Origin of the sequence: Streptomyces lavendofoliae, assembly GCF_014649735.1 — a bacterium.
GTDB classification, from domain to species: domain Bacteria; phylum Actinomycetota; class Actinomycetes; order Streptomycetales; family Streptomycetaceae; genus Streptomyces; species Streptomyces lavendofoliae.
The window spans coordinates 51,202-75,074 of record NZ_BMTP01000018.1 but is presented as its reverse complement, the minus strand read 5'-3'; the positions used below and the strand labels follow the sequence as shown (position 1 = coordinate 75,074).

Annotated in this window: 23 protein-coding genes and 1 pseudogene; 6 read left to right on the top strand and 18 right to left on the bottom strand. The window is 72.8% G+C overall.

All coding sequences use genetic code 11. The annotated features are described in order from the left end of the window. Nucleotides 1-3 precede the first annotated feature (3 nt). The 5 genes and pseudogenes from IE109_RS27835 to mqnC all read right to left on the bottom strand — a co-directional run bounded on the left by IE109_RS27835 (nucleotide 4) and on the right by mqnC (nucleotide 5,075). Entirely contained in the window at nucleotides 4-2,214 is a 2,211-nt protein-coding gene (locus IE109_RS27835; RefSeq protein WP_189554120.1) for a serine/threonine kinase C-terminal domain-containing protein, read from the bottom strand. Nucleotides 2,215-2,382: 168 nt separating this feature from the next. Next, nucleotides 2,383-2,451 (bottom strand): annotated as a pseudogene (locus IE109_RS34235) (zinc-ribbon domain-containing protein); the annotation flags it as partial. Between the two features lie 75 nt (nucleotides 2,452-2,526). Continuing rightward, on the bottom strand, nucleotides 2,527-3,222 hold the full coding sequence (locus tag IE109_RS27830) for a demethylmenaquinone methyltransferase (protein ID WP_189554119.1): 696 nt from the start codon (nucleotides 3,220-3,222) through the stop codon (nucleotides 2,527-2,529). A gap of 31 nt (nucleotides 3,223-3,253) precedes the next feature. Further along, nucleotides 3,254-3,853, bottom strand: a complete 600-nt coding sequence (locus IE109_RS27825) for a hypothetical protein (protein ID WP_189554118.1) — start codon at nucleotides 3,851-3,853, stop codon at nucleotides 3,254-3,256. A gap of 7 nt (nucleotides 3,854-3,860) precedes the next feature. After that, the gene (gene mqnC, locus IE109_RS27820; RefSeq protein WP_189554117.1) at nucleotides 3,861-5,075 is read right to left on the bottom strand and encodes a cyclic dehypoxanthinyl futalosine synthase; all 1,215 of its coding nucleotides are present in this window, start codon (nucleotides 5,073-5,075) and stop codon (nucleotides 3,861-3,863) included. 226 nt (nucleotides 5,076-5,301) lie between these two features. Here mqnC and IE109_RS27815 point away from each other — a divergent pair, with 226 nt between their 5' ends. After that, nucleotides 5,302-6,396, top strand: coding sequence for an alpha/beta hydrolase (locus IE109_RS27815; RefSeq protein ID WP_189554116.1), 1,095 nt, complete (start codon nucleotides 5,302-5,304; stop codon nucleotides 6,394-6,396). Here the strand turns inward: IE109_RS27815 and IE109_RS27810 are convergent. Then, entirely contained in the window at nucleotides 6,359-7,240 is an 882-nt protein-coding gene (locus IE109_RS27810) for a menaquinone biosynthetic enzyme MqnA/MqnD family protein (protein WP_189554115.1), read from the bottom strand. The genes IE109_RS27815 and IE109_RS27810 overlap by 38 nt on opposite strands. Before the next feature lie 261 nt (nucleotides 7,241-7,501). Here IE109_RS27810 and IE109_RS27805 point away from each other — a divergent pair, with 261 nt between their 5' ends. The 3 genes from IE109_RS27805 (at nucleotide 7,502) to IE109_RS27795 (ending at nucleotide 9,359) form a co-directional block, all read left to right on the top strand. Then, on the top strand, nucleotides 7,502-7,705 hold the full coding sequence (locus tag IE109_RS27805) for a cold-shock protein (RefSeq protein ID WP_003967102.1): 204 nt from the start codon (nucleotides 7,502-7,504) through the stop codon (nucleotides 7,703-7,705). 223 nt (nucleotides 7,706-7,928) lie between these two features. Then, nucleotides 7,929-8,369, top strand: a complete 441-nt coding sequence (locus IE109_RS27800) for a DnaJ family domain-containing protein (protein ID WP_189554114.1) — start codon at nucleotides 7,929-7,931, stop codon at nucleotides 8,367-8,369. Between the two features lie 186 nt (nucleotides 8,370-8,555). Beyond that, entirely contained in the window at nucleotides 8,556-9,359 is an 804-nt protein-coding gene (locus tag IE109_RS27795; RefSeq protein WP_189554113.1) for a maleylpyruvate isomerase family mycothiol-dependent enzyme, read from the top strand. 57 nt (nucleotides 9,360-9,416) lie between these two features. On the opposite strand, the gene IE109_RS27790 is transcribed toward IE109_RS27795, so the two are convergent. Continuing rightward, a complete protein-coding gene (locus IE109_RS27790; RefSeq protein ID WP_189554112.1) occupies nucleotides 9,417-10,034 on the bottom strand; it encodes an antibiotic biosynthesis monooxygenase family protein in 618 nt (205 codons plus the stop codon). Between the two features lie 238 nt (nucleotides 10,035-10,272). Next, a complete protein-coding gene (locus IE109_RS27785) occupies nucleotides 10,273-12,135 on the bottom strand; it encodes an AMP-dependent synthetase/ligase (protein ID WP_189554111.1) in 1,863 nt (620 codons plus the stop codon). A 273-nt stretch (nucleotides 12,136-12,408) separates the two neighbouring features. Between IE109_RS27785 and IE109_RS27780 the strand changes: the two genes are divergently transcribed. Continuing rightward, nucleotides 12,409-13,299, top strand: coding sequence for a MaoC family dehydratase (locus IE109_RS27780; protein WP_229891623.1), 891 nt, complete (start codon nucleotides 12,409-12,411; stop codon nucleotides 13,297-13,299). On the opposite strand, the gene IE109_RS27775 is transcribed toward IE109_RS27780, so the two are convergent. After that, the gene (locus IE109_RS27775) at nucleotides 13,265-13,897 is read right to left on the bottom strand and encodes a TetR/AcrR family transcriptional regulator (RefSeq protein WP_189554156.1); all 633 of its coding nucleotides are present in this window, start codon (nucleotides 13,895-13,897) and stop codon (nucleotides 13,265-13,267) included. The two genes, IE109_RS27780 and IE109_RS27775, sit on opposite strands and share 35 nt — an antisense overlap. Nucleotides 13,898-14,130: 233 nt before the next feature. Here IE109_RS27775 and IE109_RS27770 point away from each other — a divergent pair, with 233 nt between their 5' ends. Then, nucleotides 14,131-15,315, top strand: coding sequence for a S8 family peptidase (locus IE109_RS27770; RefSeq protein WP_189554109.1), 1,185 nt, complete (start codon nucleotides 14,131-14,133; stop codon nucleotides 15,313-15,315). A gap of 81 nt (nucleotides 15,316-15,396) precedes the next feature. Here the strand turns inward: IE109_RS27770 and IE109_RS27765 are convergent, their stop codons facing one another. The 9 genes from IE109_RS27765 to IE109_RS27725 all read right to left on the bottom strand — a co-directional run bounded on the left by IE109_RS27765 (nucleotide 15,397) and on the right by IE109_RS27725 (nucleotide 23,784). Then, nucleotides 15,397-16,767 carry a dicarboxylate/amino acid:cation symporter gene (locus IE109_RS27765; protein WP_189554108.1) on the bottom strand — a complete coding sequence of 457 codons (1,371 nt, stop codon included), beginning with the start codon at nucleotides 16,765-16,767 and terminating at the stop codon, nucleotides 15,397-15,399. Nucleotides 16,768-17,110: 343 nt separating this feature from the next. Further along, nucleotides 17,111-17,365 (bottom strand): DUF4229 domain-containing protein, encoded by a 255-nt coding sequence (locus IE109_RS27760; protein ID WP_189554155.1) that lies wholly within the window; start codon nucleotides 17,363-17,365, stop codon nucleotides 17,111-17,113. 122 nt (nucleotides 17,366-17,487) lie between these two features. Continuing rightward, nucleotides 17,488-18,015: a GNAT family N-acetyltransferase gene (locus IE109_RS27755; protein WP_189554107.1), complete on the bottom strand. Its 528-nt coding sequence runs from the start codon at nucleotides 18,013-18,015 to the stop codon at nucleotides 17,488-17,490. A 209-nt stretch (nucleotides 18,016-18,224) separates the two neighbouring features. Next, nucleotides 18,225-19,388 carry an aminofutalosine synthase MqnE gene (mqnE, locus tag IE109_RS27750; protein WP_189554106.1) on the bottom strand — a complete coding sequence of 388 codons (1,164 nt, stop codon included), beginning with the start codon at nucleotides 19,386-19,388 and terminating at the stop codon, nucleotides 18,225-18,227. A gap of 90 nt (nucleotides 19,389-19,478) precedes the next feature. Next, a complete protein-coding gene (locus tag IE109_RS27745; protein ID WP_189554105.1) occupies nucleotides 19,479-19,934 on the bottom strand; it encodes an Lrp/AsnC family transcriptional regulator in 456 nt (151 codons plus the stop codon). Between the two features lie 254 nt (nucleotides 19,935-20,188). After that, nucleotides 20,189-20,863, bottom strand: coding sequence for a UbiX family flavin prenyltransferase (locus IE109_RS27740; RefSeq protein ID WP_189554104.1), 675 nt, complete (start codon nucleotides 20,861-20,863; stop codon nucleotides 20,189-20,191). An 82-nt stretch (nucleotides 20,864-20,945) separates the two neighbouring features. Continuing rightward, entirely contained in the window at nucleotides 20,946-21,866 is a 921-nt protein-coding gene (gene mqnP / locus IE109_RS27735) for a menaquinone biosynthesis prenyltransferase MqnP (protein ID WP_189554154.1), read from the bottom strand. After that, a complete protein-coding gene (locus IE109_RS27730) occupies nucleotides 21,866-22,336 on the bottom strand; it encodes a hypothetical protein (protein ID WP_189554103.1) in 471 nt (156 codons plus the stop codon). The genes mqnP and IE109_RS27730 overlap by 1 nt, the downstream gene beginning before the upstream one ends. After that, a complete protein-coding gene (locus IE109_RS27725) occupies nucleotides 22,333-23,784 on the bottom strand; it encodes a menaquinone biosynthesis decarboxylase (RefSeq protein ID WP_189554102.1) in 1,452 nt (483 codons plus the stop codon). Before IE109_RS27725 ends, IE109_RS27730 begins: the two co-directional genes overlap by 4 nt. Nucleotides 23,785-23,873 lie beyond the last annotated feature (89 nt).

Below are 23,873 nucleotides of genomic sequence, written 5' to 3'. Positions count from 1 at the left end.
GCCCTAGTCGACGTCGTTGAGCGTCCATGTCGACAGGGCGACGTCGAACGTCTCCCGGGCCACGTCCCAGCTGTCGTCCTGCACGGTGAAGTAGACGGCGTACTCGGTGCCGTCCTCCGCGATGTACGACTGGTCGACCGCGTGGATCCTCCTGCCGCCCTTGTCGGTGTAGGTGTACTCCCAGATGGCTCCCGGCCGGCCCTGGAAGGTGTTGGCCTCCAGCCTCAGGCGCTGGTAACCGGGGTTCCTCTTACGGGAGTTGGCCTCCAGGGCGGTGAGGTTCTCCAACGAGGTGTACGGGGCGGCGTGGACGACGCCGACGAGCAGGTGGGACATCCCGGTGGAACCGGCGTAGGTGACCTGGCCGGCCGGCTCCTCCTTGACGCGGTCCCAGACGGAGGGCACCGCGAGGGAGAACCCGGCGGGGTCGGCCACCATCCGGTAGCCCTCCGGCACGTCCGGTCCCTCCGGGGCGGTGCCGCCCGGGTCGCTCTCCGGTGAGGGGCTGCTTCCCGGTGAGGCGGTGCGGTCCTGGGAGGGCGTGCCGTCCGGCGAGGGGCTCCGCCTCGGGGCGGGCTCCTGGCCGGTGCCGGTGCCGGTACCCGCACCGGTGGCCGGTGTCCCGGACACCGCGGCGGCGGGCTTGCCGCCCGCCGGGGACGCGGGCTCGCCGCGCTCCTTCAGCAGCAGTACGCCGGCGGTGCCGCCGCCCCCGACGGCGGCGGCGGCCACCAGGACGACCGCCCAGAGCAGGACGCGCCGCTTCCCCGACCGGGGGGCGGACGGGCCGGCGACCGGCGCGCCGGCGGACGGGTGGCCGCCGGGCGTGATCGGGTCGCGGGGCGTGATCGGGGCGCCGGGCGCGGTCCGGTCGGCCGCGGCGTGCGCCGGGGCGGCGTCGGGGGCGGGGATGGTGTCCGGGGCGTGCGCCGGGGCGGGAGCAGGGGCCGCCGGTGGCCAGGCGGTGGGGGCCGGGTACGGGCTGCCCTGCCCGGGCGTCCCGTGCGGCGCCGGAGCCGGCGTCCGGCGGGTCAGGGCGCGCAGCAGGTACGGCGCCACGAACGTCGCCGCCCCCGTCCACAGCAGCCCGAACAGCAGGGCGTCCGCGACGCTCGGGGCCAGCTCGGCGCGGCCGTCACCGCCGAACTCCTCGACCGTGCCGGTCACCTGCCCCGACACGCCGCTCGCCCCGGTCAGCAGCAGGTACAGCACGAGGAAGAACCCGGCCGTCGCGAGCCGGGTGCCCTGGTCGCCCGCGCGCCGGGCCGCCCACACCCCGGCCGTGAGGGCCGCGGCCACGCCCAGGGCGACCAGCCCCGTCACGGTCCACCCGCCGAGCCCGTCACCGATCTCGGAGAGGCCGAGGCTCCCACGCTCCACTCCGGACCCGAAGAATCCGAGCCGGCCCCGCACCTCGTATTCCAGCGGCACGCCCCAGGCCAGCCCGAGCACCGCGATCCCGATGTTCGGCAGGACCGGCAGAACCACCAGCAGGGACGTGCCGTCCACCTCGTCCCTGGCGGCGTACCAGACGAACCCGATCACCGTGCAGACCGCGACCAGCACGCCCAGCGCCCGCGCCGCCGTGCCCAGGGCCCGCACCAGCGCGTGCGCCACCGGCCGGCGGGCCAGTCCGGCGCGCCCGAGCACGGCGGCCGTGACCAGCAGTGCCGCCACCAGCGCCCCGAGCGCGGAGAGCAGCGGGGACGACGACACCTCGGCGCCGGCGACCCGCGGCCGGGCGAACAGGCCGAGGACCAGCACCGCTCCGGCGACCAGCACCGCGACCCGTACCGCCGCGTCCACGCCGGCACCCCGCGCGCGCAGCGTCCGGGCGCCCAGGTACAGCGCGCCGGCGAACAGGGCGGTCACCGTCAGCGGTACGAGGGACAGCTCGCCGCCGCCCTGCGTGTAGGCAGCACCTGAGCCGAAGTAGCCCCAGCCCTGCGACCCGTGCCCGACTCCGTCCGCGCCTCCGCTTCCACCGAAGGACGGCTCGGAGGCGGCCGACAGCTCGAATCCCCCTCCGACGGCCTGGAGCAGCAGGGCCAGCGCGATCCGCAACCGGTCCGACCAGCCGACGACGACCTCGTCCTCCTGCCCGTACGACGGGATGGACAGGATCACGGCGAGAGCCGGGAACAGCCCGGCCGGCCAGGCGGCCGCCCTGGCCGCCGACGCCCAGTCGCCCTTGAAGGCTCGCGCGAGGAACACCCCGGCCGCCGACGGCCGCGCCGGCCCCGGCGCGTACGGCGGCGGAGGCGGCGGCCCCACCGGAGCGGGCCCCGCCGAATGCGGTGCCACGGCGGGCGGTGCCGGGGGAAGCGGTGTCACGGGAGGCGGGGGCGAGGCCGGGGGCGGGGGTGCCGCGAGCCTCTCCCGCCCGCAGGTCATGCAGAAGCGCGCCTCGTCGGGTGAGGGGGTTCCGCAGTGCGGGCAGTTCGACGCCATGGATGCTCCGGGTGACGGGAAGTGATGGACGGTCACATCCTGCCGGTCGGCCGCCTCCCGTCAACCCGTATTGCCTCAGGCGGCTTTGGTCCCCCTGTGCAACGCCACGATGCCGCCGGTCAGGTTCCGCCAGGCCACCTTCGACCAGCCGGCCTGCTGGAGGCGCCGGGCGAGGGCGGGCTGGTCCGGCCAGCTTCGGATCGACTCGGCGAGATACACGTACGCGTCCGGGTTGGACGAGACGGCGCGTGCGACCGGCGGCAGGGCGCGCATCAGGTACTCCTCGTACACGGTCCGGAACGGCGCCCAGGTGGGGTGCGAGAACTCGCAGATCACCACGCGTCCGCCGGGCCTGGTCACCCGGTACAGCTCGCGCAGCGCGGCGTCGGTGTCCTGGACGTTGCGCAGCCCGAAGGAGATGGTGACCGCGTCGAAGACCCCGTCCCGGAAGGGCAGCCGCGTGGCGTCGCCCGCCGTCAGCGGCAGCCAGGCGTGCCGCTTCTTGCCCTCGCGCAGCATGCCGAGCGAGAAGTCGCACGGGACGACGTACGCGCCGGCCGTCGCGAACGGCAGCGAGGACGTGCCCGTGCCGGCCGCCAGGTCGAGGACCTTCTGACCGGGCCGCGCGTCGACCGCCTTGGCGACCTCCTTGCGCCACCGGCGGTCCTGGCCGAGCGAGAGCACGTCGTTGGTGAGGTCGTAGTTCGCGGCGACGTCGTCGAACATCGAGGCGACTTCGTGCGGCTGCTTGTCCAGGGTTGCTCGCGTCACCCGCCCATTGTGGCAGGCGGCCCCGGTCCGCCTACGCGCGCCTGTGGACGAGGCGGCCGGCCACGACGGTGGCCACGCACGTCGAGGCGCCCAGGCGCACCAGCGCGGCCGGGTCGGGCACGTCGAAGACCGCGAACCGCGCCGGTCCGCCGACGGTGAGCGCCGGCAGCAGCACCAGCGGCGAGGGCGAGAGGGACGCCGGCCCCGGCAGGCGGGGCGGGCGGTGTCCGACGGCCAGGCCGGCCCGCCGCACCGCGTCCAGGGCGGCGCGGGAACGCAGCTCCCCGGCGACGGCGACCGTGCCGTGCGCCAGCATCCGCTGCACCCCGCGCCGGGCGCTCGCACCCTGCCGGGACGGGTCGGCCCGGAACAGGGCCCGCGCCCGTTCACCGGTGATCGGCTCGGTGCCGAGCCGGTCCGCCTCGCGCGGGTCGGGGTGGTAAGCCTGCTCCAGGAGTTCGGGGCCGTAGGGGTTGAGCAGCCCGGGCGTGAGGATGCCGGGCCACCGCCGCACCCGTGCGGCGGGGCGGGCGGCGGCCAGCTCCTCGTACGGGCCGAGCGCGGCGACGTACGCGCCCTCGACCAGGACCGCGGACCCGGGCGAGGCGTCGGCGACGTGGATCGTCAGCACGGCCGGCTCAGGTGGTGGGAAGCAGCTTGAGCTCGGGGTGGGCGGTGCCGCCCTCGATCGCGGTGGAGGAGATGTGGGACGCCACGCGCTCGTCGGCCGGGTCGTTCGCCGGGTCGTCGTGGACGACGATGTGCTCGTACGTCGTGGTGCGCTGCGCCGGTACGCGGTCGGCGGTGCGGATCATGTCGATCATCTCGCGCAGGTTGGAGCGGTGCTTCGCGCCCGCCGACGACACCACGTTCTCCTCCAGCATGATCGACCCGAGGTCGTCCGCGCCGTAGTGCAGGGTGAGCTGGCCGATCTCCTTGCCGGTGGTGAGCCAGGAGCCCTGGATGTGGGCGATGTTGTCGAAGAACAGCCGCGCGATGGCGATCATGCGCAGGTACTCGAAGATGGTGGCCTGGGTGCGGCCCTTCAGGTGGTTGTTCTCCGGCTGGTACGTGTACGGGATGAACGCGCGGAAGCCGCCCGTACGGTCCTGGACGTCCCGGATCATCCGCAGGTGCTCGATGCGCTCGGCGTTGGTCTCGCCGGTGCCCATCAGCATCGTGGACGTGGACTCCACGCCCATCCGGTGGGCGGTCTCCATGATCTCCAGCCACCGCTCGCCGGACTCCTTCAGCGGCGCGATCGCCTTGCGCGGACGCTCCGGGAGCAGCTCGGCGCCGGCGCCCGCGAAGGAGTCGAGACCGGCGGCGTGGATGCGGGAGATCGCCTCTTCGACGGAGACGCCCGAGATGCGGGCCATGTGCTCGACCTCGGAGGCGCCGAGGGAGTGGATGACCAGCTGCGGGAACTCCTTCTTGATGGCGGCGAAGTGCTTCTCGTAGTACTCGACGCCGTAGTCCGGGTGGTGGCCGCCCTGGAACATGATCTGGGTGCCGCCCAGCTCGACCGTCTCCGCGCAGCGGCGCAGGATGTCGTCCAGGTCCCGGGTCCAGCCCTTGGCGGTGTCCTTCGGCGGCGCGTAGAAGGCGCAGAACTTGCAGGCCGTGACGCACACGTTGGTGTAGTTGATGTTCCGCTCGATGATGTACGTCGCGATGTGCTCCGTACCGGCGTAACGCCGCCGCCGCACCGCGTCCGCCGCCGCGCCCAGGGCGTGCAGCGGAGCCGACCGGTACAGGACCAGGGCCTCCTCGGGGCTGATCCGCCCGCCCTCGGCGGCGCGGTCGAGCACGGCTGTGACATCAACAGCAGTGAGGTCGGCCTTCTCGGTCACCGGGTGTCCCTTTCGGCGGGGTTGCGGACGGACCGAACCAGCCTACGCCAGCGTTTCGGCCGCCTTCGGGCGCACCCCACCGGCCCCGGTGCCGGGGCACGGCGCCGCGCCGGTCGCCGCGTACGCCACCACCGCGCCGTAGAGGGGCGGGGCGGAACCGGTCGGCGCGTCCCGCCATCTAGCACGCCGTACCCGCCGTGAATGCCGGAAAGACCCGGAGTGCTCCATGAAACGTCCCACCCAGGTGCTCATAGCCGCCGTCGCCCTCGGCTCCCTCACCGCGGTCACGGGCTGTTCCGGCGAGGGGGAGCCGATGACCTTCGACGGCCCGAGCGCCCCGGCCTCCGCCTCGGGCCGCGCCCCGGCACCCGCTCCCGCCACTCCCCGGGGCGCCGGGAAGGCCGTCCCCCGGACGCTGATGCCGGCCGGCCCGAAGGCGGAGTTCACCACCGCCAACACACTGCCCGACGGCACGAGGATCGGGGTGACGACGCTGCGCGGGGCGAAGTCCGGCTTCACGGGCAAGGTCTGGGTCTGGGCGCCCCCGCAGTACTTCGACCCGGAGTACGCCGCCAGCGGTTTCCCGGTGCTGATCGCCCTGCCCGGCGGCAACGGTTATCCGAACAACTACTGGATGGGCACCGACCTCAAGCTGCAGAGCAGCATCAGCGAATGGTCGAAAGAGGGCAAGAGCCTGCCCTTCGTCGTGGTCATGCCGGTTCTCAACCCGGACAAGGAGCACTACTACGACGGCAGCGACATCCCGGGTCGGCCGAGAATGGGCACCTGGATGACGGAGGACGTTCCCGATTTCGTCCGCGCGAATTTCCGTACGTTCGCCTCACGGGACGGCTGGGCGTTCATGGGCTCCTCCTCCGGCGGGTTCGTCGGCCTGAAGTCCGTGCTGAAACACCCCGACAGGTTCAAGGCGGTGATCGCGTCCGGCCCGGACACGGTTCCGGACTCGCCGCTGTGGGCCGGACACGAGAAGGAGAGGCGGGCCAACGACCCGGAGAGGCTCGCCGCTCTCCTGGGCGCGAAGCCGGACTCCGAGGACCGCGCGGTGTACCTGGCGTTCCAGGTCGGCAGCAGGGAATCCGGCGTGGCGAACGTGCGGTCCTTCGTCGGGAAGTACACCAAGGGGCCGGTCAGGACCCGCCTCCAGGTGATCCCCGGCGGCGAGCACAACGCCAGGACCTACGTGAAGGGCATGGGGGACGGCTCGATCCAGTGGATCAGCGAGCACATGCAGGCCCCCGTGCCCGCCTCCGCGCCTCCGGCGTCTAGACCTCCGGCCCGGGGGACAGCAGCTCGACCGTGACGTCCGCCGGGAAGCCGGTCGTGGGGCCGGTCCTGCGGGCGAACTCACGGACGCCGGCGAGCTGGTCGGCGCCGAACCGGAAGTCCAGCGTCGTGAAGTACTTCTCCAGCAGCACCGCGTCGAACGCCTCCCAGCGCGCGGCCTGCTCGGCGACCTTCGCGACCTCCTCCAGCGACACGTCGCGGGAGGCGAGGAACGCCTCGTGGACCAGGCGCACGACGCGCGGCTCGCGCGCCAGGTACTCCTTGCGGACGGCCCACACCGCGAAGACGAACGGCAGGCCCGTCCACTCCTTCCACATCTGCCCCAGGTCGTGGACCTGGAGGCCCAGTCGCGGGGCGTCGTGCAGGGAGGCGCGCAGCGCGGCGTCGCCGATCAGGACGGCCGCCTCGGCCTCCTGCATCATCACGCCCAGGTCGGGCGGGCAGGTGTAGTAGTCCGGGGCGACCCCGTACCGCTCGGCGAGCAGCAGCTGCGCGAGCCGTACGGAGGTGCGGGAGGTGGAGCCGAGCGCGACGCGCGCCCCGTCCAGGTCCTCCAGCGGCCGCTGGGAGACGATCACGCACGACATGACGGGGCCGTCGCAGCCGACCGCGAGGTCGGGGAAGGCGACGAGGTCGTCGGCGGCGCGCAGGAACTCGACGAGGGTGATCGGCGCGATGTCGAGGTCGCCGCGGACGAGCCGGTCGCTGAGCTTCTCCGGGGTGTCCTTCGTCAGCTCCAGGTCCAGGAGGGTGCCGGTGCGGGCCAGTCCCCAGTAGAGGGGGAGGCAGTTCAGGAACTGGATGTGTCCGACGCGGGGCCGGCTCGGCAGCTGGTGGGGATCGTCGGTTGAATTGTCCACAACGCGAGGCTAGCCCCGGCTCGTAACGCGGGTCTCGCCGGGCCCGGTGTGACCCCGGATGAAGTCCGTCAAACATCCGGGTGACGTGATCTTTCCCTCTACCCATGCGCACAGACTGCGTGCTAGGCTCGACGCAAGTTGCAGTTTGGTTTCCCTTGCAGTACAGAGCCTGCGGAGCATGTGACCCGCAGGCTTTTGTAGTTTTCAGACTTGTTTGGCAGGTTCTGGAGCAGGGCAACCCTTTGGCCCATAGGAGGGCTTATGGCTACCGGAACCGTCAAGTGGTTCAACGCTGAAAAGGGCTTCGGCTTCATCGCCCAGGACGGCGGCGGCCCGGATGTCTTCGTCCACTACTCCGCGATCAACGCGTCCGGTTTCCGCTCCCTCGAGGAGAACCAGGTCGTGAACTTCGACGTCACCCAGGGCCCGAAGGGCCCGCAGGCGGAGAACGTCACCCCGGCCTAGTTGCCCGGGTCGGCGATCGCGCACGACTTTCAGTAACAGCTAGAGCAGTACCCAAGGAGTCCTTTCCGTCCGGCCGCACGGCCGCTCGGAGAGGGCTCCTGCCTTTTTCGACCGGAGCTTCCGGGTTCGGGTGGCGCCGGACCGGCCCCGCCCGGGTGGGGGGACCGGGGCCGGCGGCCGGAAGGCGCCCGGCCCGCGACTACCCCGTCGTACGCTCGAAGACATGACCGAGCGCAAGCCTCCAGGCGTCGACTTCGAGTCGTTCGTCGACAAGCAGATCCGCGAGGCGACGGAACGCGGTGACTTCCGGAACCTCTCCGGTTTCGGCAAGCCCCTGCCGGACGACTCCGCCCCGTACGACGAACTGTGGTGGGTCAGGGGCAAGATGCACCGCGAAGGCATCGCCCCGGTGCTGCCGCCCGCGCTCGCCCTGCGCAAGGAGGCGGAGGACGCGCTGGAGGCGGTGGACCGGGCGGGGAGCGAGGCGGAGGTGCGCCGGATCGCCGCCGGGATCAACGAGAAGATCACCGAAGCGGTGCGCCGCCCCCCGGCGGGTCCGCCGCTGCGCCTGGCCCCGTTCGACACCGAGGCCCTCGTACGCCGGTGGCGGGCGCGCCGGTCCGACGGCCGGGGCCCCGGCCCGGTCCCCGGCTCCGCGCCCTAGGCGTACCGCGCCCCAGTGGCGGGGCCGCGCGCGGCGTCCCCGGCGCCGGCGCGTGGCGTCCCCGGCCCGTGGCGTCCCCGGCGCCGGACACCGGTCGTCGCGGGGGCCGACGGCGGGAAATGTCGTCGCGACGGGCGTAGCGTGAGTCGTGTCTCGGGGAGAACGCCGTCCCCAGGGAGGCCGACCATGGTCACCACCGCACCGCCCTCCGCCCTCGGGATCCCCCGGACGCACCCGCTGCGGGCACGGGCGGTGAACGCCGCGGAGCTGAGGGCGATGACCGCGACGCTGGAAGGGCTGGACCCCGGCGACTGGTCGCTGCGCACGGCGTGCGACGGCTGGACCGTGCGGGACCTCGCGACCCATGTGGTGGGGCAGTACGAGGAGCTGGCCCGGCCGTGGTTGCTGGTCGGCCGGACGCTGCTCGGCCGGCGGCGGCACCCGGGGCTGACACCGCTGCACGCGCGCAACCTCTGCCAGGTGGAGGCCCGGCGCTCGGTGCCGCCCGGCGCGGTGGCCGGGCTCCTGGACCGGTTCGGTCCGCGGGGCCTGCGGGCGCTGGAGCGGCTGCCGGGCGGTGTGCGGCGGCGGATCCCGCTGAGCCCGCTGTTCCCCGAGTCCAAGGAGCTGGCCGAGGACTCGATGGACTTCCTGGCCAGGGTGCTGGTCTCCCGCGACACCTGGATGCACCGGGTGGACATCTGCGACGCCACCGGCCGCGACCCGGTGCTGCGCGAGCACGACAAGGAGGTCGTCGGCCAGGTGCTGCTGGACCTGGCGCTGGACTGGAACGGCCCTCCGGTGTTCCTGGACCTGTCGGGGCCCGCCGGTGGCCGCTGGACGCTGGGGCGCGGCGCCCCGGCCGTGGTGGTGCAGACGGACGCGGTGACGCTGATGCGCCACCTCTCGGGCCGTCCCGCGCCCGGCGTCGTCTACGACGGTGACCCGGCCGCGGCGGCGGCCGTCGGGGCGGCGCGGGTCCCCTTCTGAGCGGGTCGTCCCCGAGCGGGTCGTTCCCTGGGCGGTCCTCCTCCGCACCGGGGCGGTTCAGGGCGACGGGGGCCGGGACTCGACCATGACGACCTCGAACTCCTCCACCGACCGCACGGTCGCGCGGGTCCTGCTGGTCGCCTCACCGCGCACGGCGGCGCTGTGGCCCCGCGACGCCGCCAGACTGTCCTGGTCGGCGTAGATCGCGCCGACCGTGGCCCGCCCTCCGGCGCGGTCGAGGAGCAGCGACCCGCCGAGGAAGCCGTTCATGGCACGGAGTTTGGGCAGGGCGCCGTTCTCATAGGCGTCGACCAGAGCGTCGGCGTCGGACGGGGCGACGTCCATCCGGGTCATCCGGAAGCGGGCGTCCTCGCCGGCCGCCTCCGGCCGGGTGGCCACCGCCGCCTCCCAGACGTCGACCGTCACGGTGGCCGCGAACCCCGCCAGCATCCGGGCGCGCACCTCGCCCATGCGCTCGGCGCTCGCGCGGAGCGCCTCCTCGTCGTCCCACCAGGTGCCGGTCATCAGCTTGCCGACCTCACGGTCCACGAACAGGCCGGCGCCGCGGAAGCCCGGCTGCCCGAACAGCTGTTCCCGGCCCTCGGTGGTCAGTGCGCGTACGGCCCCGTCGAGCTTGGCCGGATCGCCTGTCGCATAGGTGGTACGAACGAACATGGCAGCCTCTCGCGCGCCGGTCGGATGTCCCTGTCCATGCGACGGTCCGCGCGGACGGACGGCAAGGCGGCCCGCGCGTTCGGGTGACCTCCCCGGGACGGGCGGGGCGGCCCGTAGCGGTCCCGGCCCGGCCCACCGGGGGAGCCGGGACCACCGCACCACCGGGACGTCACGGGTCCACCGGCACCGCCGGTGGCGGTGGCGGTGGCGGTGGTGCCGGTGCCGGTTCGCACCGAGGTCAGCGCCGGTCACCGGCGTACAGCGCCTCGATGTCCGCCGCGAAGTCCCGCGCTATCGCCGCCCGCTTGAGTTTCAGCGAGGGCGTCAGGTGGCCGCCCTCCTCCGTGAAGTCGGTCGCGAGGACGCGGAAGCGGCGGATGGCCTCGGCGCGTGACACCAGGCGGTTGGCCTCGTCCACGGCCCGCTGGAGAGCGGCCAGCAGATCCTCGTCCGCCACGAGATCCCGCAGCGGGACGTCGTCCTTCTTCCTCATACGGCGCCAGTGCGCCAGGCCGTCCGGTTCCAGGGTGATCAGGGCGGTGACGTAGGGACGGTCGTCGCCGACCACCATGCACTGGGACACCAGGGGGTGGGCGCGGAGCCAGTCCTCCAGCGGGGCGGGCGTGACGTTCTTGCCGCCCGAGGTGATGATGATGTCCTTCTTGCGGCCCGTGATCGTGAGGTAGCCGTCCTCGTCCAGCTCGCCCAGGTCGCCCGTGGCGAACCACCCGTCGGTGAGCGCGGGCACCGCCCCGCCGCGTTCCGCGTCCCAGTAGCCGGCGAAGACGTGGCCGCCCCGCAGCAGGACCTCGCCGTCGCCGGCGATCCGGACCGCCGTCCCCGGCAGCGGCCGGCCCACCGTGCCGACCTTGGGCCTGAGCGGCGGGGTCACGGTGGAGGCGGCGGTGGTCTCCGTCAGGCCGTACCCCTCGAACACGTCGACGCCCGCGCCCGCGTAGAACGACGCCAGACGCCGTCCCAGCGGGGAACCGCCGCAGATCGCGTACCGCACCCGGCCGCCGAGCGCCGCCCGGATGCGGCGGTAGACCAGCGGGTCGTACAGGGCCCGGGCGGCCCGCAGACCGAGCGACGGGCCGGGGCCGGTGCCGTGCTGCGCGGCCTCCACGGCCTCGCCGTACCGCCGGGCGATCGCCGCCGCCCGGTCGAAGGAGGCGGCGCGGCCCATCCGCTCGGCGGTGGCGCGGCCGGTGTTGTGGACCTTCTCCAGGACGTACGGGATGGCCAGCAGGAACGTGGGCCGGAAGCCCGCCAGGTCGGCGAGCAGGTCCTCGGTCCGGATGGACGGCGCGTGCCCGAGGCGCACCCGGGCGCGGAGGCAGCCGATGGCGACCATCCGGCCGAACACGTGGGAGAGGGGCAGGAAGAGCAGGGTGGAGGCCGGCTCCTTGCTGACGGACCTGAAGACCGGGTGCAGCAGTTCGACCGCGTTGTCCACCTCCGCGAAGAAGTTGGCGTGGGTGAGGACGCAGCCCTTGGGGCGGCCGGTGGTGCCGGAGGTGTAGATCAGGGTGGCGATCGTGTCCGGTGACAGACCGGCCCGCCGGGCGGTGACCACCCCGTCGGGTACGCGGTGGCCCGCCTGCCGGAGCGTGCCGATCGCGCCGTTGTCGAGGACCCACAGGTGCCTCAGCCCGGGCATCCGCTGCCGCTCGGTGCTGATCAGCCGGGCCTGGTCCATGGTCTCCACGGCGCAGGCCGCCGCCCCGGAGTCCTGGAGGATCCAGCGGGCCTGGAAGGCGGAGGACGTCGGGTAGACGGGGACGGTGACCAGTCCGGCGGCCCAGGCGGCGAAGTCCAGCAGCGTCCACTCGTACGTCGTCCGGGCCATGACGGCCAGTCGGTCACCCGGGCGCAGGCCCTCGGCGACAAGTCCCTTGGCCACCGCGAGGACTTCGGCGGCGAAGCCGGCGGCGGACACGTCGCGCCACACTCCCCCGGCGTCCTTGCGGCTGAGGACCGGGGCGGCGGGCGCCTGGCGGGCGTTGTCGAACGGGATGTCGGCGAGGGAGCCGTCCGTCACGGGCGGGACGAGGGGCGGTACGGAGACTTCGTGCGGCGGCTGGGGCGAGGCGTCTGTCACGTGCGGCTCCTTCGGGCGGGCCGGGGGCGAGAGGGGCCGCTCGCGGCGGCACCCTCGACCAGGTCCTGACCTTTGAGTAACCTTACTCAGGAGTAAATCTAGGGCCGAGCAGGGAGCCAGGACAATGGCCGACCGCCATCCGCACCTCACCGCCACGGGATCCGGCGGCCTCCCGGGTCACGGCCACGGGGACCGGGCGGCCGTCGCGCCGGACGCCACCGCCGCCCCTCCGGCGCGATTGGGCGAGCGGGACGCGACGTCGCGATGACGGACCTGACGAGCCTGCCGCTCACGCTCGCCGCCGGAGCCCTCCGCTCACCGTTCAAGCGCCCCGGCCGTGGCGGCCCCCGTCCCGGCGGCCCCGATGCCGGCGTGCCCGGCCGGCGGTACGTCGCCACGGACGTACGGATCGACCCGGCGCGCCTCGGGGCGTACGCCCGGGTGTGCGGGTTCCCCGACCGGGGACCGGCGCCGGGACCGGTGCCGCTGCCGTACCCGCACGTCCTGGCGTTCCCGCTCGCCATGCGGCTGATGGCCGCGCGGGACTTCCCGCTGCCGCTGCTCGGGCTGGTGCACACCTGGATCGAGGTCGTCCAGCACCGGCCGCCGCGCCCGTACGAGAGGCTGGAGTTGACCGTCGCGGTGACCGGGACGGCCCCGCACCGGCGGGGTACCGAGGCCACCGTCACCACCGAGGCGCGGGTGGCGGGCGAGCCGGTCTGGGAGTCCCGCAGCGGCTACCTCGCCCGCCACCGCCCGCCCGCCCCGGCCGTGCGTCCCCCCGCACCGGACCACCCCGCCCAGAAAACCCCCGCACCGGACCACCCCACCGGTCCGCGTGCCCGCGCCGAGTGGCACCTCGACGCCGGGCTGGGCCGCCGGTACGGCGGCGTCTCGGGCGACCGCAACCCGATCCACCTGTACCCGCTCACCGCCCGGCTCTTCGGCTACCCCCGGCCGGTCGCCCACGGCATGTGGACCTTCGCCCGCTGCCTGGCCGAGCAGGACCCCGCACCCCGCCACGTCCGCGTACGCGCCGACTTCAAGGCGCCCGTCCTGCTCCCGGCCCGCCTGACGTACGCCGCCGGGGGCGACGTCTTCCAGCTGCGCGACGGCGACCGGGTCCACCTCACCGGGACGGTGACCAGCGCCGCCCGTCCATGAGGCTGCCCAGGCCCGCCCAGGCGAAGTTCATCAGGGTCGCGGCCGCCTCCTTGGCCGACACCCCGGGCGTCTCGTTGGCCCACTGCGCCAGCGACTCCGCCGCGCCCACCAGGGCCTGGGCGAGCCCGGACACGTCCCGGTCGCCGAACGCCGGGTCCTGGTGCGCCTCCCGGGCCGCCTCGCCGATCAGACCGGTCACGAAGGCCGCGATCTCGGCCCGCATCGCCGCCACCTCCGCCGCGAACGGCTCCCCGTGCGTACGGGCCTGCTGGTGCAGCACCGCCCAGCCGTCCGGGTTCTCGGCGGTGTGCGTGAAGAAGGCGGTGAGGCCCGCCCACAGCTGCCGGTCGGCCGGCGTGCCCGGCCCGGCGGCGTCCGCCTCCACCGCGTCGCGCACGGCGGCGACCAGCGCGGCGGCCTCGCGGCGGATGCAGGCGGTGAAGAGCTCTTCCTTGGAGTTCAGGTAGAGGTAGACCAACGGCTTGGACACGCCCGCGAGTTCGGCGATCTCGTCCATCGACGCGGCACGGTAGCCCCGCTGTCCGAAGGTCCGCACGGCCGCGTCCAGCATCTGCTGCTCGCGCACGGCGCGCGGCATGCGCTTCGCCTTCGCACCCGGGCTCTTCACGGCAACCGTCCTCCTACTACTCGGTAGTCGGTAAGCCTACGGCCCGCCGCGAGGGCGCGTGCCGCGCACATAACCCGGTGACACATGCGCCGTTCACCACGGAAAGCGCGCACATCACTCCGTCAGGCGATGTGTCCTGATGCCCGGTGGCTGCTTCCCTACAGACGTCGCCCTTCGCCGGACACTCCCGATCGGAGTTCTGCATGAGGTTGTCCGCTCGCCGCGCCTGTGCCGCGCTGCTCCTGCTGCTTCCCCTCACCGCGACCCCCGCCCCCACCGCCACCGCCGCCCCCACCGCCGGCCTCGCCCCGCTGCGGACCACCACCTCGCCGGTACCCGACCAGTACATCGTCGTCCTGAAACCGGGTACGACATCAGCGGTCCGGATCACCCGACAGCTCGGCGTCACCCCGCTCCACGAGTACTCCAGCGTCCTGCGCGGCTTCGCGGCGAGACTGAGCGCCTCCCAGCTGACGACCGCGCGCGGCCTGCCGGAGGTGGCGGCCGTCGAGCAGGACGCGGTGGTCACGGCCACCCCCGTACCCGCCGGGCCCACCGTCCGCGCCACTGCCGCCAGTTGGGGCCTGGACCGCATCGACCAGCCGTACCTCCCGCTCAACCAGCAGTACAACGTCAACGGCACCGGCGCCGGCGCCAGGGCCTACGTCCTCGACACCGGCATCGACTACCGGCACCCCGAGTTCGGCGGGCGCGCCGTGCCCGGGTTCGACGCGGTGGGCGACGGGCGCAACGGCCAGGACTGCAACGGCCACGGCACGCACGTCGCGGGCACCGTCGGCGGGGCGACCTTCGGCGTCGCCCGGCAGGCCGGCCTGGTCAGCGTGCGCGTCCTCGGGTGCGACGGCAAGGGAACGTACTCGGGAATGATCGCCGGACTGGACTGGGTGGCGAAGAACGCCAGGCAGCCCGCGGTGCTCAACGGGTCCGTCGGCGGCCCTCGGAGCGACGCCCTCAACCAGGCCGCCACCTCCCTGTCCGACAGCGGCGTCCTGCCGGTGATCGCGGCCGGGAACGACGCGGCCGACGCGTGCGGCGTCTCGCCCGCGAGCGCGGCCCGGGTCCTCACCGTCGGCGCCACCAACCACCTGGACCAGGAGACCGGCTTCTCCAACTTCGGCCCGTGCCTGGACATGTACGCCCCTGGGGCCGCCATCGTCTCGGCCAGGCTCGGCGGCGGGAGCGTGGCGCTGAACGGCACGTCCATGGCCAGCCCGCACGTCGCGGGCGTGGCCACCCTCCTGAAGGCGCGCCACCCGTCGGCGACGCCCGCCCAGACCTTCACCTGGCTCGTCGACCAGTCGGTGAAGGACGCCCTCACCGTGAGCAAGTCCTCCCCCAACCGGCTGCTCCAGACCGGCGGCCTCTGACCGCGCGACAGCGCCCCCGCCGGCCGGCCGGTGGGGGCGCTGTCGTACGACGTGCCGTGAGGTGTCGTGACGTGGTGGGCGTCAGACGGTGGCGGGTACGGCCTTCCGACCGGCCTCGCGCACGCCGTGGTCGTCCCGCTCGTCGTCCTCGTCGATCGGGGACGACGACGCCGCGTTGTACGCGTCGAGGTCGAGGATCTTCTCGCGGGCGGCGACGATCACCGGGACGAGCGCCTGGCCGGCCACGTTGGTGGCGGTGCGCATCATGTCGAGGATCGGGTCGATCGCCATGAGCAGGCCGACACCCTCCAGCGGGAGGCCCAGCGTCGACAGGGTCAGCGTCAGCATGACCGTGGCGCCGGTCAGGCCGGCGGTGGCCGCCGAGCCGATCACCGAGACGAAGGCGATCAGCAGGTAGTCGCCGATGCCCAGCTGCACGTCGAAGATCTGGGCGATGAAGATGGCGGCGAGCGCGGGGTAGATCGCGGCGCAGCCGTCCATCTTCGTGGTGGCGCCGAACGGGACGGCGAAGGAGGTGTACTCCTTGGGGACGCCGAGGCGCTCGGTGACCTTGACCGTCACCGGCATGGTGCCGACCGACGAGCGGGAGACGAAGGCCAGCTGGATGGCGGGCCAGGCGCCCTTGAAGAACTGGACCGGGTTGACCTTCGCGACGGTCGCCAGCAGCAGCGGGTAGACGCCGAAGAGGACCAGGGCGCAGCCGATGTAGACGTCGGCGGTGAAGGTGGCGTACTTGCCGATGAGGTCCCAGCCGTAGTCGGCGATGGCGTAGCCGATGAGGCCGACGGTGCCGAGCGGCGCCAGGCGGATGACCCACCACAGGGCCTTCTGCAGCAGCTCCAGGACCGACTCGCTCAGGGTGAGGATGGGCTGGGCCCTCTCGCCGAGCTTCAGCGCGGCGACGCCGGCGACGGCGGCCATGAAGACGATCTGGAGCACGTTCAGCTCGGTGAACGGCGTGACGACGTCGGTCGGGATGATGCCGGTGAGGAAGTCCAGCCAGGAGCCCGCGTTCTCGGGCTTCTCGCCGTCCTTGGGGGTGAGGCCGGTACCGGCGCCCGGGTTGGTGAGCAGGCCGATCGCGAGGCCGATGGCGACGGCGATCAGCGACGTGATCATGAACCAGAGCAGGGTGCGGGACGCGAGCCGGGCGGCGTTGTTGACCTTGCGCAGGTTGGTGATGGACACCAGGATCGCGAAGAAGACGAGTGGCGCGACGGCCAGCTTCAGCAGCTGGACGAAGATGTGGCCGACCTTGTCCAGGGTGGTGTGCAGCCACTGCACGTCATAGGTGCGGGTGACCCAGCCGAGGACGACGCCGAGGACGAGACCGGCGACGATCTGGGCCCAGAAGGGCACCTTGGGTATCCGGCGGGTGGGCCGGACATCGGGGTTCGCGGGGTTGTTCGCGGTGCTCGCGGACGCGGACACGGACACACTCCAGTGGTACGTATCGGGGGAATACGGGACGAGGGGTGCGGCGCACGCGCCTTTCGGCGGCGCCGCTGCATGATGCCGGGTCAGACTTCGCGGCAACAGACCGCGGACATACAGCGGCAGAGGTCGACATGCAGGCGCGCCACGAGCGGGATGCCCATGGCGTCGGCTTGGAGGCGCACTGCTGTCTTCACGTCGAACACGTTAACACTTGAACTTTGAGTACCTCAAAGCACTTCTTTGAGGGCCGCGGGGGTCCGGACACGTCAACACCCCCGCACGAAGCGACGCTTCGGTACGGGGGTGCGGGTGCCGGCCGGGCCGCGGGTGAGCCAGCTCACTGCACGGCGGTGTCCTCACGGGTGCGGTTGGCCTCCAGGCGGGCCTTCGCGGTGTCGACCTTCTCGACGATCTGCGCGGACATCGCGTCGCGCTGCTTGCGCAGCAGGACGAAGCTGAGGGGCGCCGAGATCACGATGGACAGGAGCAGCACCCACAGGAGGTTGGAGTCCCCGAGGCCACGGGGCAGCGCGCCGACGTACACGAGCCCCCACAGGGCGAGGAAGCAGCCGGCGAAGACGCCGAGACGCATGAGGGTGTACCGGATCGTGGCGCTCGTGCGGGGAGCAGCGGACACGGCGGGGCCTTCTTCCTTCGTATTCGTTCGTACGACGTTCCTGCCCGTCCAGTGAAGCACGTGACGATTCGATCGATTCAGGGGGTGAGCGGCAGATACATGATGATGTCGTCGCGGTCGTCACCGTCGGCGACGCGGATCGCGTCCGGGACCCGTCCGACCTCCTTGTACCCGCAGGAGGCGTAGAACCGGTCGACGCCGGTGCCGCCGCGGCAGGTGAGCCGGATCGCGTCGATGCCGTCGATGCCGCGCACCGCCGCCTCCGTCGCGGCCATGAGGTCGCGTCCGTACCCCTTGCCCTGGTGCCGGGGGTGCACCATCACGGTGTAGAGCCACACCCAGTGCCTCATCAGGCGGTGCGTGTTGTGCGCGATGAAGGCCGTGGCCGCGACGGCCCCGTCCCGGTCGCGGCCGACGAGGAGGCGGGTGCGGCCCTCGGCCAGGGCGGTGAGGTGCCTGACCCACTCCGGCCGGATGTCGTCGGGGGTGACGGGCGGGACGAAGCCGACGGAGCCGCCCGCGTTGGAGACGTCCGTCCACAGGGCGAGGACGCCATCGCGGAGGGCGGAGTCGATCCGCGGATCCAGTTCGAAATTCAACGGCATGCGCCCGACGATAAACGGCTCGGCGCGGGGCCCGCGCCACCATCCGCAGGCCGGACACCGGCCCCGCCCGGACCGCGCCCCGGCCGCCGGCGCGCGGCACCGCCATGGGGCGGGCGGGGCGCGGCGGGCCCTCGCGGCGCCCCGCTCCCGGCACCCGGGCGGCGGTCACAGCCCCGGAGGGCCGTACCCCGCCGGCCGGGGCCCCGGGGTCAGACCCGCATCGGCTGGGGCGACTCGCGGCGGTCCTGCTCCGGACCGGGGTACTCGCGGATGATCTCGTAGCGGGTGTTGCGCTCCACCGGGCGGAAGCCCGCGTCCCGGATGAGCTCCAGCAGGTCCTCGCGGCCCAGCTTGTTGGGCGTGCCGTAGTTGTCCGCGTCGTGCGTGATCTTGTACTCGACGACCGAGCCGTCCATGTCGTCCGCGCCGTGCTGGAGGGCCAGCTGGGCGGTCTGCACACCGTGCATGACCCAGAAGACCTTGACGTGCGGGACGTTGTCGAAGAGCAGCCGGGAGACCGCGAAGGTCTTCAGCGCCTCGGCGCCGGTCGCCATGGTCGTCCGCGCCTGGAGCCGGTTGCGGACCTTGCCGTCCTGCATGTCCACGAAGTCGTGCTGGTAGCGCAGCGGGATGAAGACCTGGAAGCCGCCGGTCTCGTCCTGGAGCTCCCGCAGCCGCAGCACGTGGTCCACGCGGTGGCGCGGCTCCTCGATGTGGCCGTACAGCATCGTGCAGGGGGTCTTCAGACCCTTCTCGTGCGCGAGGCGGTGGATCCGGGACCAGTCCTCCCAGTGGGTGCGGTGGTCCACGATGTGCTGACGGACCTCCCAGTCGAAGATCTCCGCGCCGCCGCCGGTCAGCGACTCCAGGCCGGCCTCGATCAGCTCGTCGAGGATCTCGGAGGCGGACAGCCCGGAGATCGTCTCGAAGTGGTGGATCTCGGTCGCCGTGAAGGCCTTCAGGGAGACGTTCGGCAGCGCCTTCTTCAGCTCGCTCAGCGAACGCGGGTAGTAGCGCCACGGCAGGTTGGGGTGGAGCCCGTTGACGATGTGCAGCTCGGTGAGGTTCTCGTTCTCCATCGCCTTGGCGAGGCGGACGGCCTCCTCGATGCGCATGGTGTACGCGTCCTTCTCGCCCGGCTTGCGCTGGAACGAGCAGTACGCGCACGACGCGGTGCAGACGTTGGTCATGTTCAGGTGCCGGTTGACGTTGAAGTGGACCACGTCACCGTTCTTGCGCGTCCGCACCTCGTGGGCCAGGCCACCGAGCCACGCCAGGTCGTCCGACGCGTAGAGGGCGATGCCGTCCTCGCGGGTCAGCCGCTCCCCGGACCGGACCTTCTCCTCCAGCTCGCGCTTGAGCCCCGCGTCCATGTGGCCGCCTCCCATACGTGTGTCAATCGGGCTCCCCCACGGTACTCCCCCGCACTTCGCGGGCGGGGGGACCCCCGTCGGCGCCGGGCGTCAGGACTCCTCGGGCAGGTCGCCGACCCGGTTCTCCCACTTCGTGGACAGCACGATGGTCGTCCGCGTCCGGGAGACGCCCTTGGTGCCGGACAGCCGGCGGATGGTCTTCTCCAGGCCGTCCACGTCGCTGGCCCGCACCTTGAGCATGAACGAGTCGTCACCCGCGATGAACCAGCAGTCCTCGATCTCGGCCAGGTCCCGCAGGCGGCGCGCCACGTCCTCGTGGTCGGCGGCGTCGGAGAGGGAGATGCCGATCAGCGCCGTGACGCCGAGGCCGAGGGAGGCGGAGTCGACGGTGGCGCGGTAGCCGGTGATGACGCCCGCCGCCTCCAGACGGTTGATCCGGTCGGTGACGGAGGGCCCGGAGAGCCCGACGAGCCGGCCGAGCTCGGCGTACGAGGCCCTGCCGTTCTCACGAAGGGCCTGGATGAGCTGCCTGTCCACGGCGTCCATATACCTGAAGCCTTCCATTGTTCAGCAACACAGCATGTTTGATTTTAGAATCAAAGGCACGCAGAGCCAATACCCTGTGATTCTTTCAGATGATCAAAGGCGATCCGTCAGGAGACGACCCTCATCGTGTACACGATCGAGAGGGCGCACGCCCCGATGCGCGCTCTGCGGGGGCCGGCCGACCGCCCGCCTGCCCACCGGCCGGCCGCCGCCGGGCCCGGCCGGGCGCCCCGGCCGCACCCCGCCGGCAGACGCTAGTCCCCACGCGAACCCCCACCCAGCTCCCCCTTCCAGCGGCGGTACAGCCGGTGCGGCACCCCCGCCGCGTCCAGCACCCGCCCGGCGACGAAGTCCACCAGGTCCTGGATGTGCGTCGCGCCCGCGTAGAAGGCCGGCGAGGCGGGCAGCACCACCGCGCCCGCCTCGTCCAGCGCCACCAGCTGCCTGAGGGTCTGGCCGCTCAGCGGGGTCTCGCGGACGGCCACCACCAGCGGGCGGCGCTCCTTCAGCGTGACGCTCGCCGCCCGCTGCAACAGGTCCTTCGACAGCCCGAGCGCCACCCCCGCCACGCACGCGGTGGACGCGGGCACGATCAGCATCCCCTTGACCGGGTACGAACCCGACGACGGCCCGGCCGCGAGGTCGCCCGCCGCCCAGTGCCGCACGTCCGACACGTCGACCCGGTACGCGCCGGGCTTCCCGTCCGCGCCCCGCGCCAGCCACTCGGCGAGGTCCTCGCGCCAGTGCGCGTCCCGGAACGCGATCCCGGTCTCGTCGAGCAGCGTCAGCCGCGACGCCCGCGACACCACCAGGTCGACGCTCTCCCCGGCGGCGAGCAGCCCGCGCAGCACGGCGGCGGCGTACGGGGTCCCTGACGCCCCCGACACCCCGACGACCCACGGACGACGCTGCGATTCTCCCGGCTCCACGCGTCTGAGCCTATCCGGCCGGACCCGTACGGAACCGGCCGGTACGGAACCGAGCGGGGCGTGGCCGCCCCGCCCCCGAGGCTCACGGCACCAGGCCGCGCACCACCAGGTCGGTCAGCGCGCACACGAAGAGCGCGACGCCGATGAAGCCGTTCGTGGTGAAGAACGCCCGGTTCAGCCGCGAGAGGTCGTGCGGGCGCACGATCGTGTGCTCGTACACGAAGGCGACGGCCACGACGGCCAGGCCCACCCAGAAGAACACGCCCGCGCCGGTGAGGACGGCGTACCACACGAGCAGCGCCGTGGTGACGGCGTGGCACGCGCGGGCGCCGTGGAGCGCCGCCGGGACGCCGAAGCGGGCGGGCACGGACCTCACCCCGTGGGCGCGGTCCGCCTGGACGTCCTGGCAGGCGAAGATCAGGTCGAAGCCGCCGATCCAGACGCCCACCGCGAGCCCCAGGACCGCCGCGTCCCACGACCACGCCCCGGTGACCGCGATCCACGCGCCGACCGGGCCCATCGCCTGCGCCAGCCCCAGGATGGCGTGCGGGAAGTCTGTGAACCGCTTGCCGTAGGGATATACCACCATCGGTACGACGGCGAGGGGCGCGAGCGCCAGGCACAGCGGGTTCAGCAGCGCCGCCGCGCCGAGGAACGCCACCAGCGCCACCAGCGCCCCGGTCCAGGCGGTGCGGACCGACACCGCGCCGGTGACCAGCTCACGGCCGGCCGTGCGGGGGTTCCGCGCGTCGATCTCGCGGTCGATGATCCGGTTGCACGCCATCGCGAAGGTCCGCAGGCCCACCATCGCGACGGTCACCAGGAGCAGCTCCACCCAGTGGACGGTCCGGTCGTCCCGGTACATCGCGGTGAGCGCGGCGATGTACGCGAAGGGCAGCGCGAACACGGAGTGCTCGATGAGCACCAGGCGCAGGAAGGCCCGCACCTTCCCGGCCGGCCTCGGCACCGGGGCGGAGCCGGCGACCTCGCCGGCGGCTGTCATCATGCGAGGCTCCCGAGGAACGCGTCGAGGTCGGCAAGCAGCCGGGCGACGGGCACGGGGCCCGTCTCCACGGTCAGCTCGGTCTCCGGGTCGTCGGGCGGGCTGACGCGCGCGGTGAAGGCGTACGCGGCCTCACCGGCCGGACGGGCGTCCAGGCGCAGCACGGCGCCGCCGTCGACGGTGAACGGCCCGGACGCCCCGGCCAGCCCGGCACGCAGCCGCTCGGCGAAACCGGCGGGCTCGGAGTCGCGCACGCCGGGCAGCTCGAAGCCGTCGCCGTCACCGTCCTGCTCGACCAGCACCGCCCACAGGTCGCCGGGGCCGGCGAACTCCTCGGCGGAGACGCCCGCCTCGGCGGCGGCGAGGCGCACGCCCTCGTCGGACGGGTCGAGCCGGGGGCGCACCAGGGCCACGTAGTGCGTGCCGGTGCCGATGAAGAGGGCGGGGCCGCCCCCGGCGCCGGCGCTCACAGCCCGTACTCCTTCCAGCGGCGGTCCACCAGCGCGGCCGTGGACGGGTCGGACTCGACCATGTCCGGCCAGCCGCCGTCGCGGGTGTAGCCCTCCTCGGGCCACTTCCTCGTGGCGTCGATGCCGGCCTTGCCGCCCCAGAACTGCTGGTAGGAGGCGTGGTCCAGGTGGTCGACCGGGCCCTCGACGACCGTGAGGTCGCGGGCGTAGTCGGTGTTGCCCAGCGCCCGCCAGGACACCTCGTGCATGTTGCGGACGTCGCAGTCGGCGTCGACGATCACGATGAGCTTGGTCAGCGACATCATGTGCGCGCCCCAGATGGCGTGCATGACCTTCTGGGCGTGCTTGGGGTACTTCTTCTCGATCGAGACGATCGCGCAGTTGTGGAAGCCGCCGGACTCCGGGAGGTGGTAGTCCACGATGTCGGGCACGATGATCTTGAGCAGCGGCAGGAAGAAGCGTTCCGTCGCACGCCCGAGCGGCCCGTCCTCCGTGGGCGGGCGGCCCACCACGATCGACTGGAGCAGCGGCCGCCTGCGCATCGTGACGCAGTCGATGGTGAGCGCCGGGAACGGCTCCTGCGGGGTGTAGAAGCCCGTGTGGTCGCCGAAGGGCCCCTCGGGCAGCATCTCGCCCGGCTCCAGCCAGCCCTCGAGCACGACCTCGGCCTGCGCCGGGACCTGGAGCGGCACGGTCTTGCAGTCCACCATCTCGATCCGCTTGCCCTGGAGGAAGCCCGCGAACATGTACTCGTCGATGTCCTCCGGCAGCGGGGCCGTCGAGGCGTACGTCACGGCCGGCGGCGCCCCGAACGCGATGGCCACCGGCAGCCGCTCCCCTCGCCGGGCGGCGACCTGGTAGTGGTTGCGGCTGTCCTTGTGGATCTGCCAGTGCATCCCGATGGTGCGCTTGTCGTGCCGCTGGAGCCGGTACAGCCCGAGGTTGCGGATGCCGTTCTCGGGGTGCTTGGTGTGCGTGAGGCCCAGGTTGAAGAACGACCCGCCGTCCTTCGGCCAGGTGAAGAGCGCGGGGAGCTTCTCCAGGTCGACGTCGTCGCCGGTGAGGACGACCTCCTGGACCGGCGCCTCCTTGACCTTCCTCGGCGGTACGTGGGTCATCGCGCCCAGCTTGCCGAAGGCCTCCCGCACGCCCACGAAGCCGTGCGGCAGCTCCGGCTTGAGCAACCCGCCGATCTTGGCGCTGATCTCGTCGTACGACTTCAGGCCCAGCGCCTTGAGCAGCCGCCGGTCCGTCCCGAAGACGTTCATCGCGAGCGGCATCGCCGATCCGCGCACGTTCTCGAAGAGGAGCGCCGGACCGCCGGACTTCTGAACCCGGTCGACGATCTCCCCGACCTCCAGATACGGGTCGACTTCGGCCTTGATGCGCTTGAGGTCGCCTTCGCGCTCCAGCGCCCTGAGCAGCGAGCGAAGATCGTCGTAAGCCATGAGGTCAAGTATGTCCGAACCGTACCCGCCGGCCCGCGCCGGGGCCGGGCGGTTCCTGCCGGGCCCTCCGGGGGGTCGTTCCCCGGGGG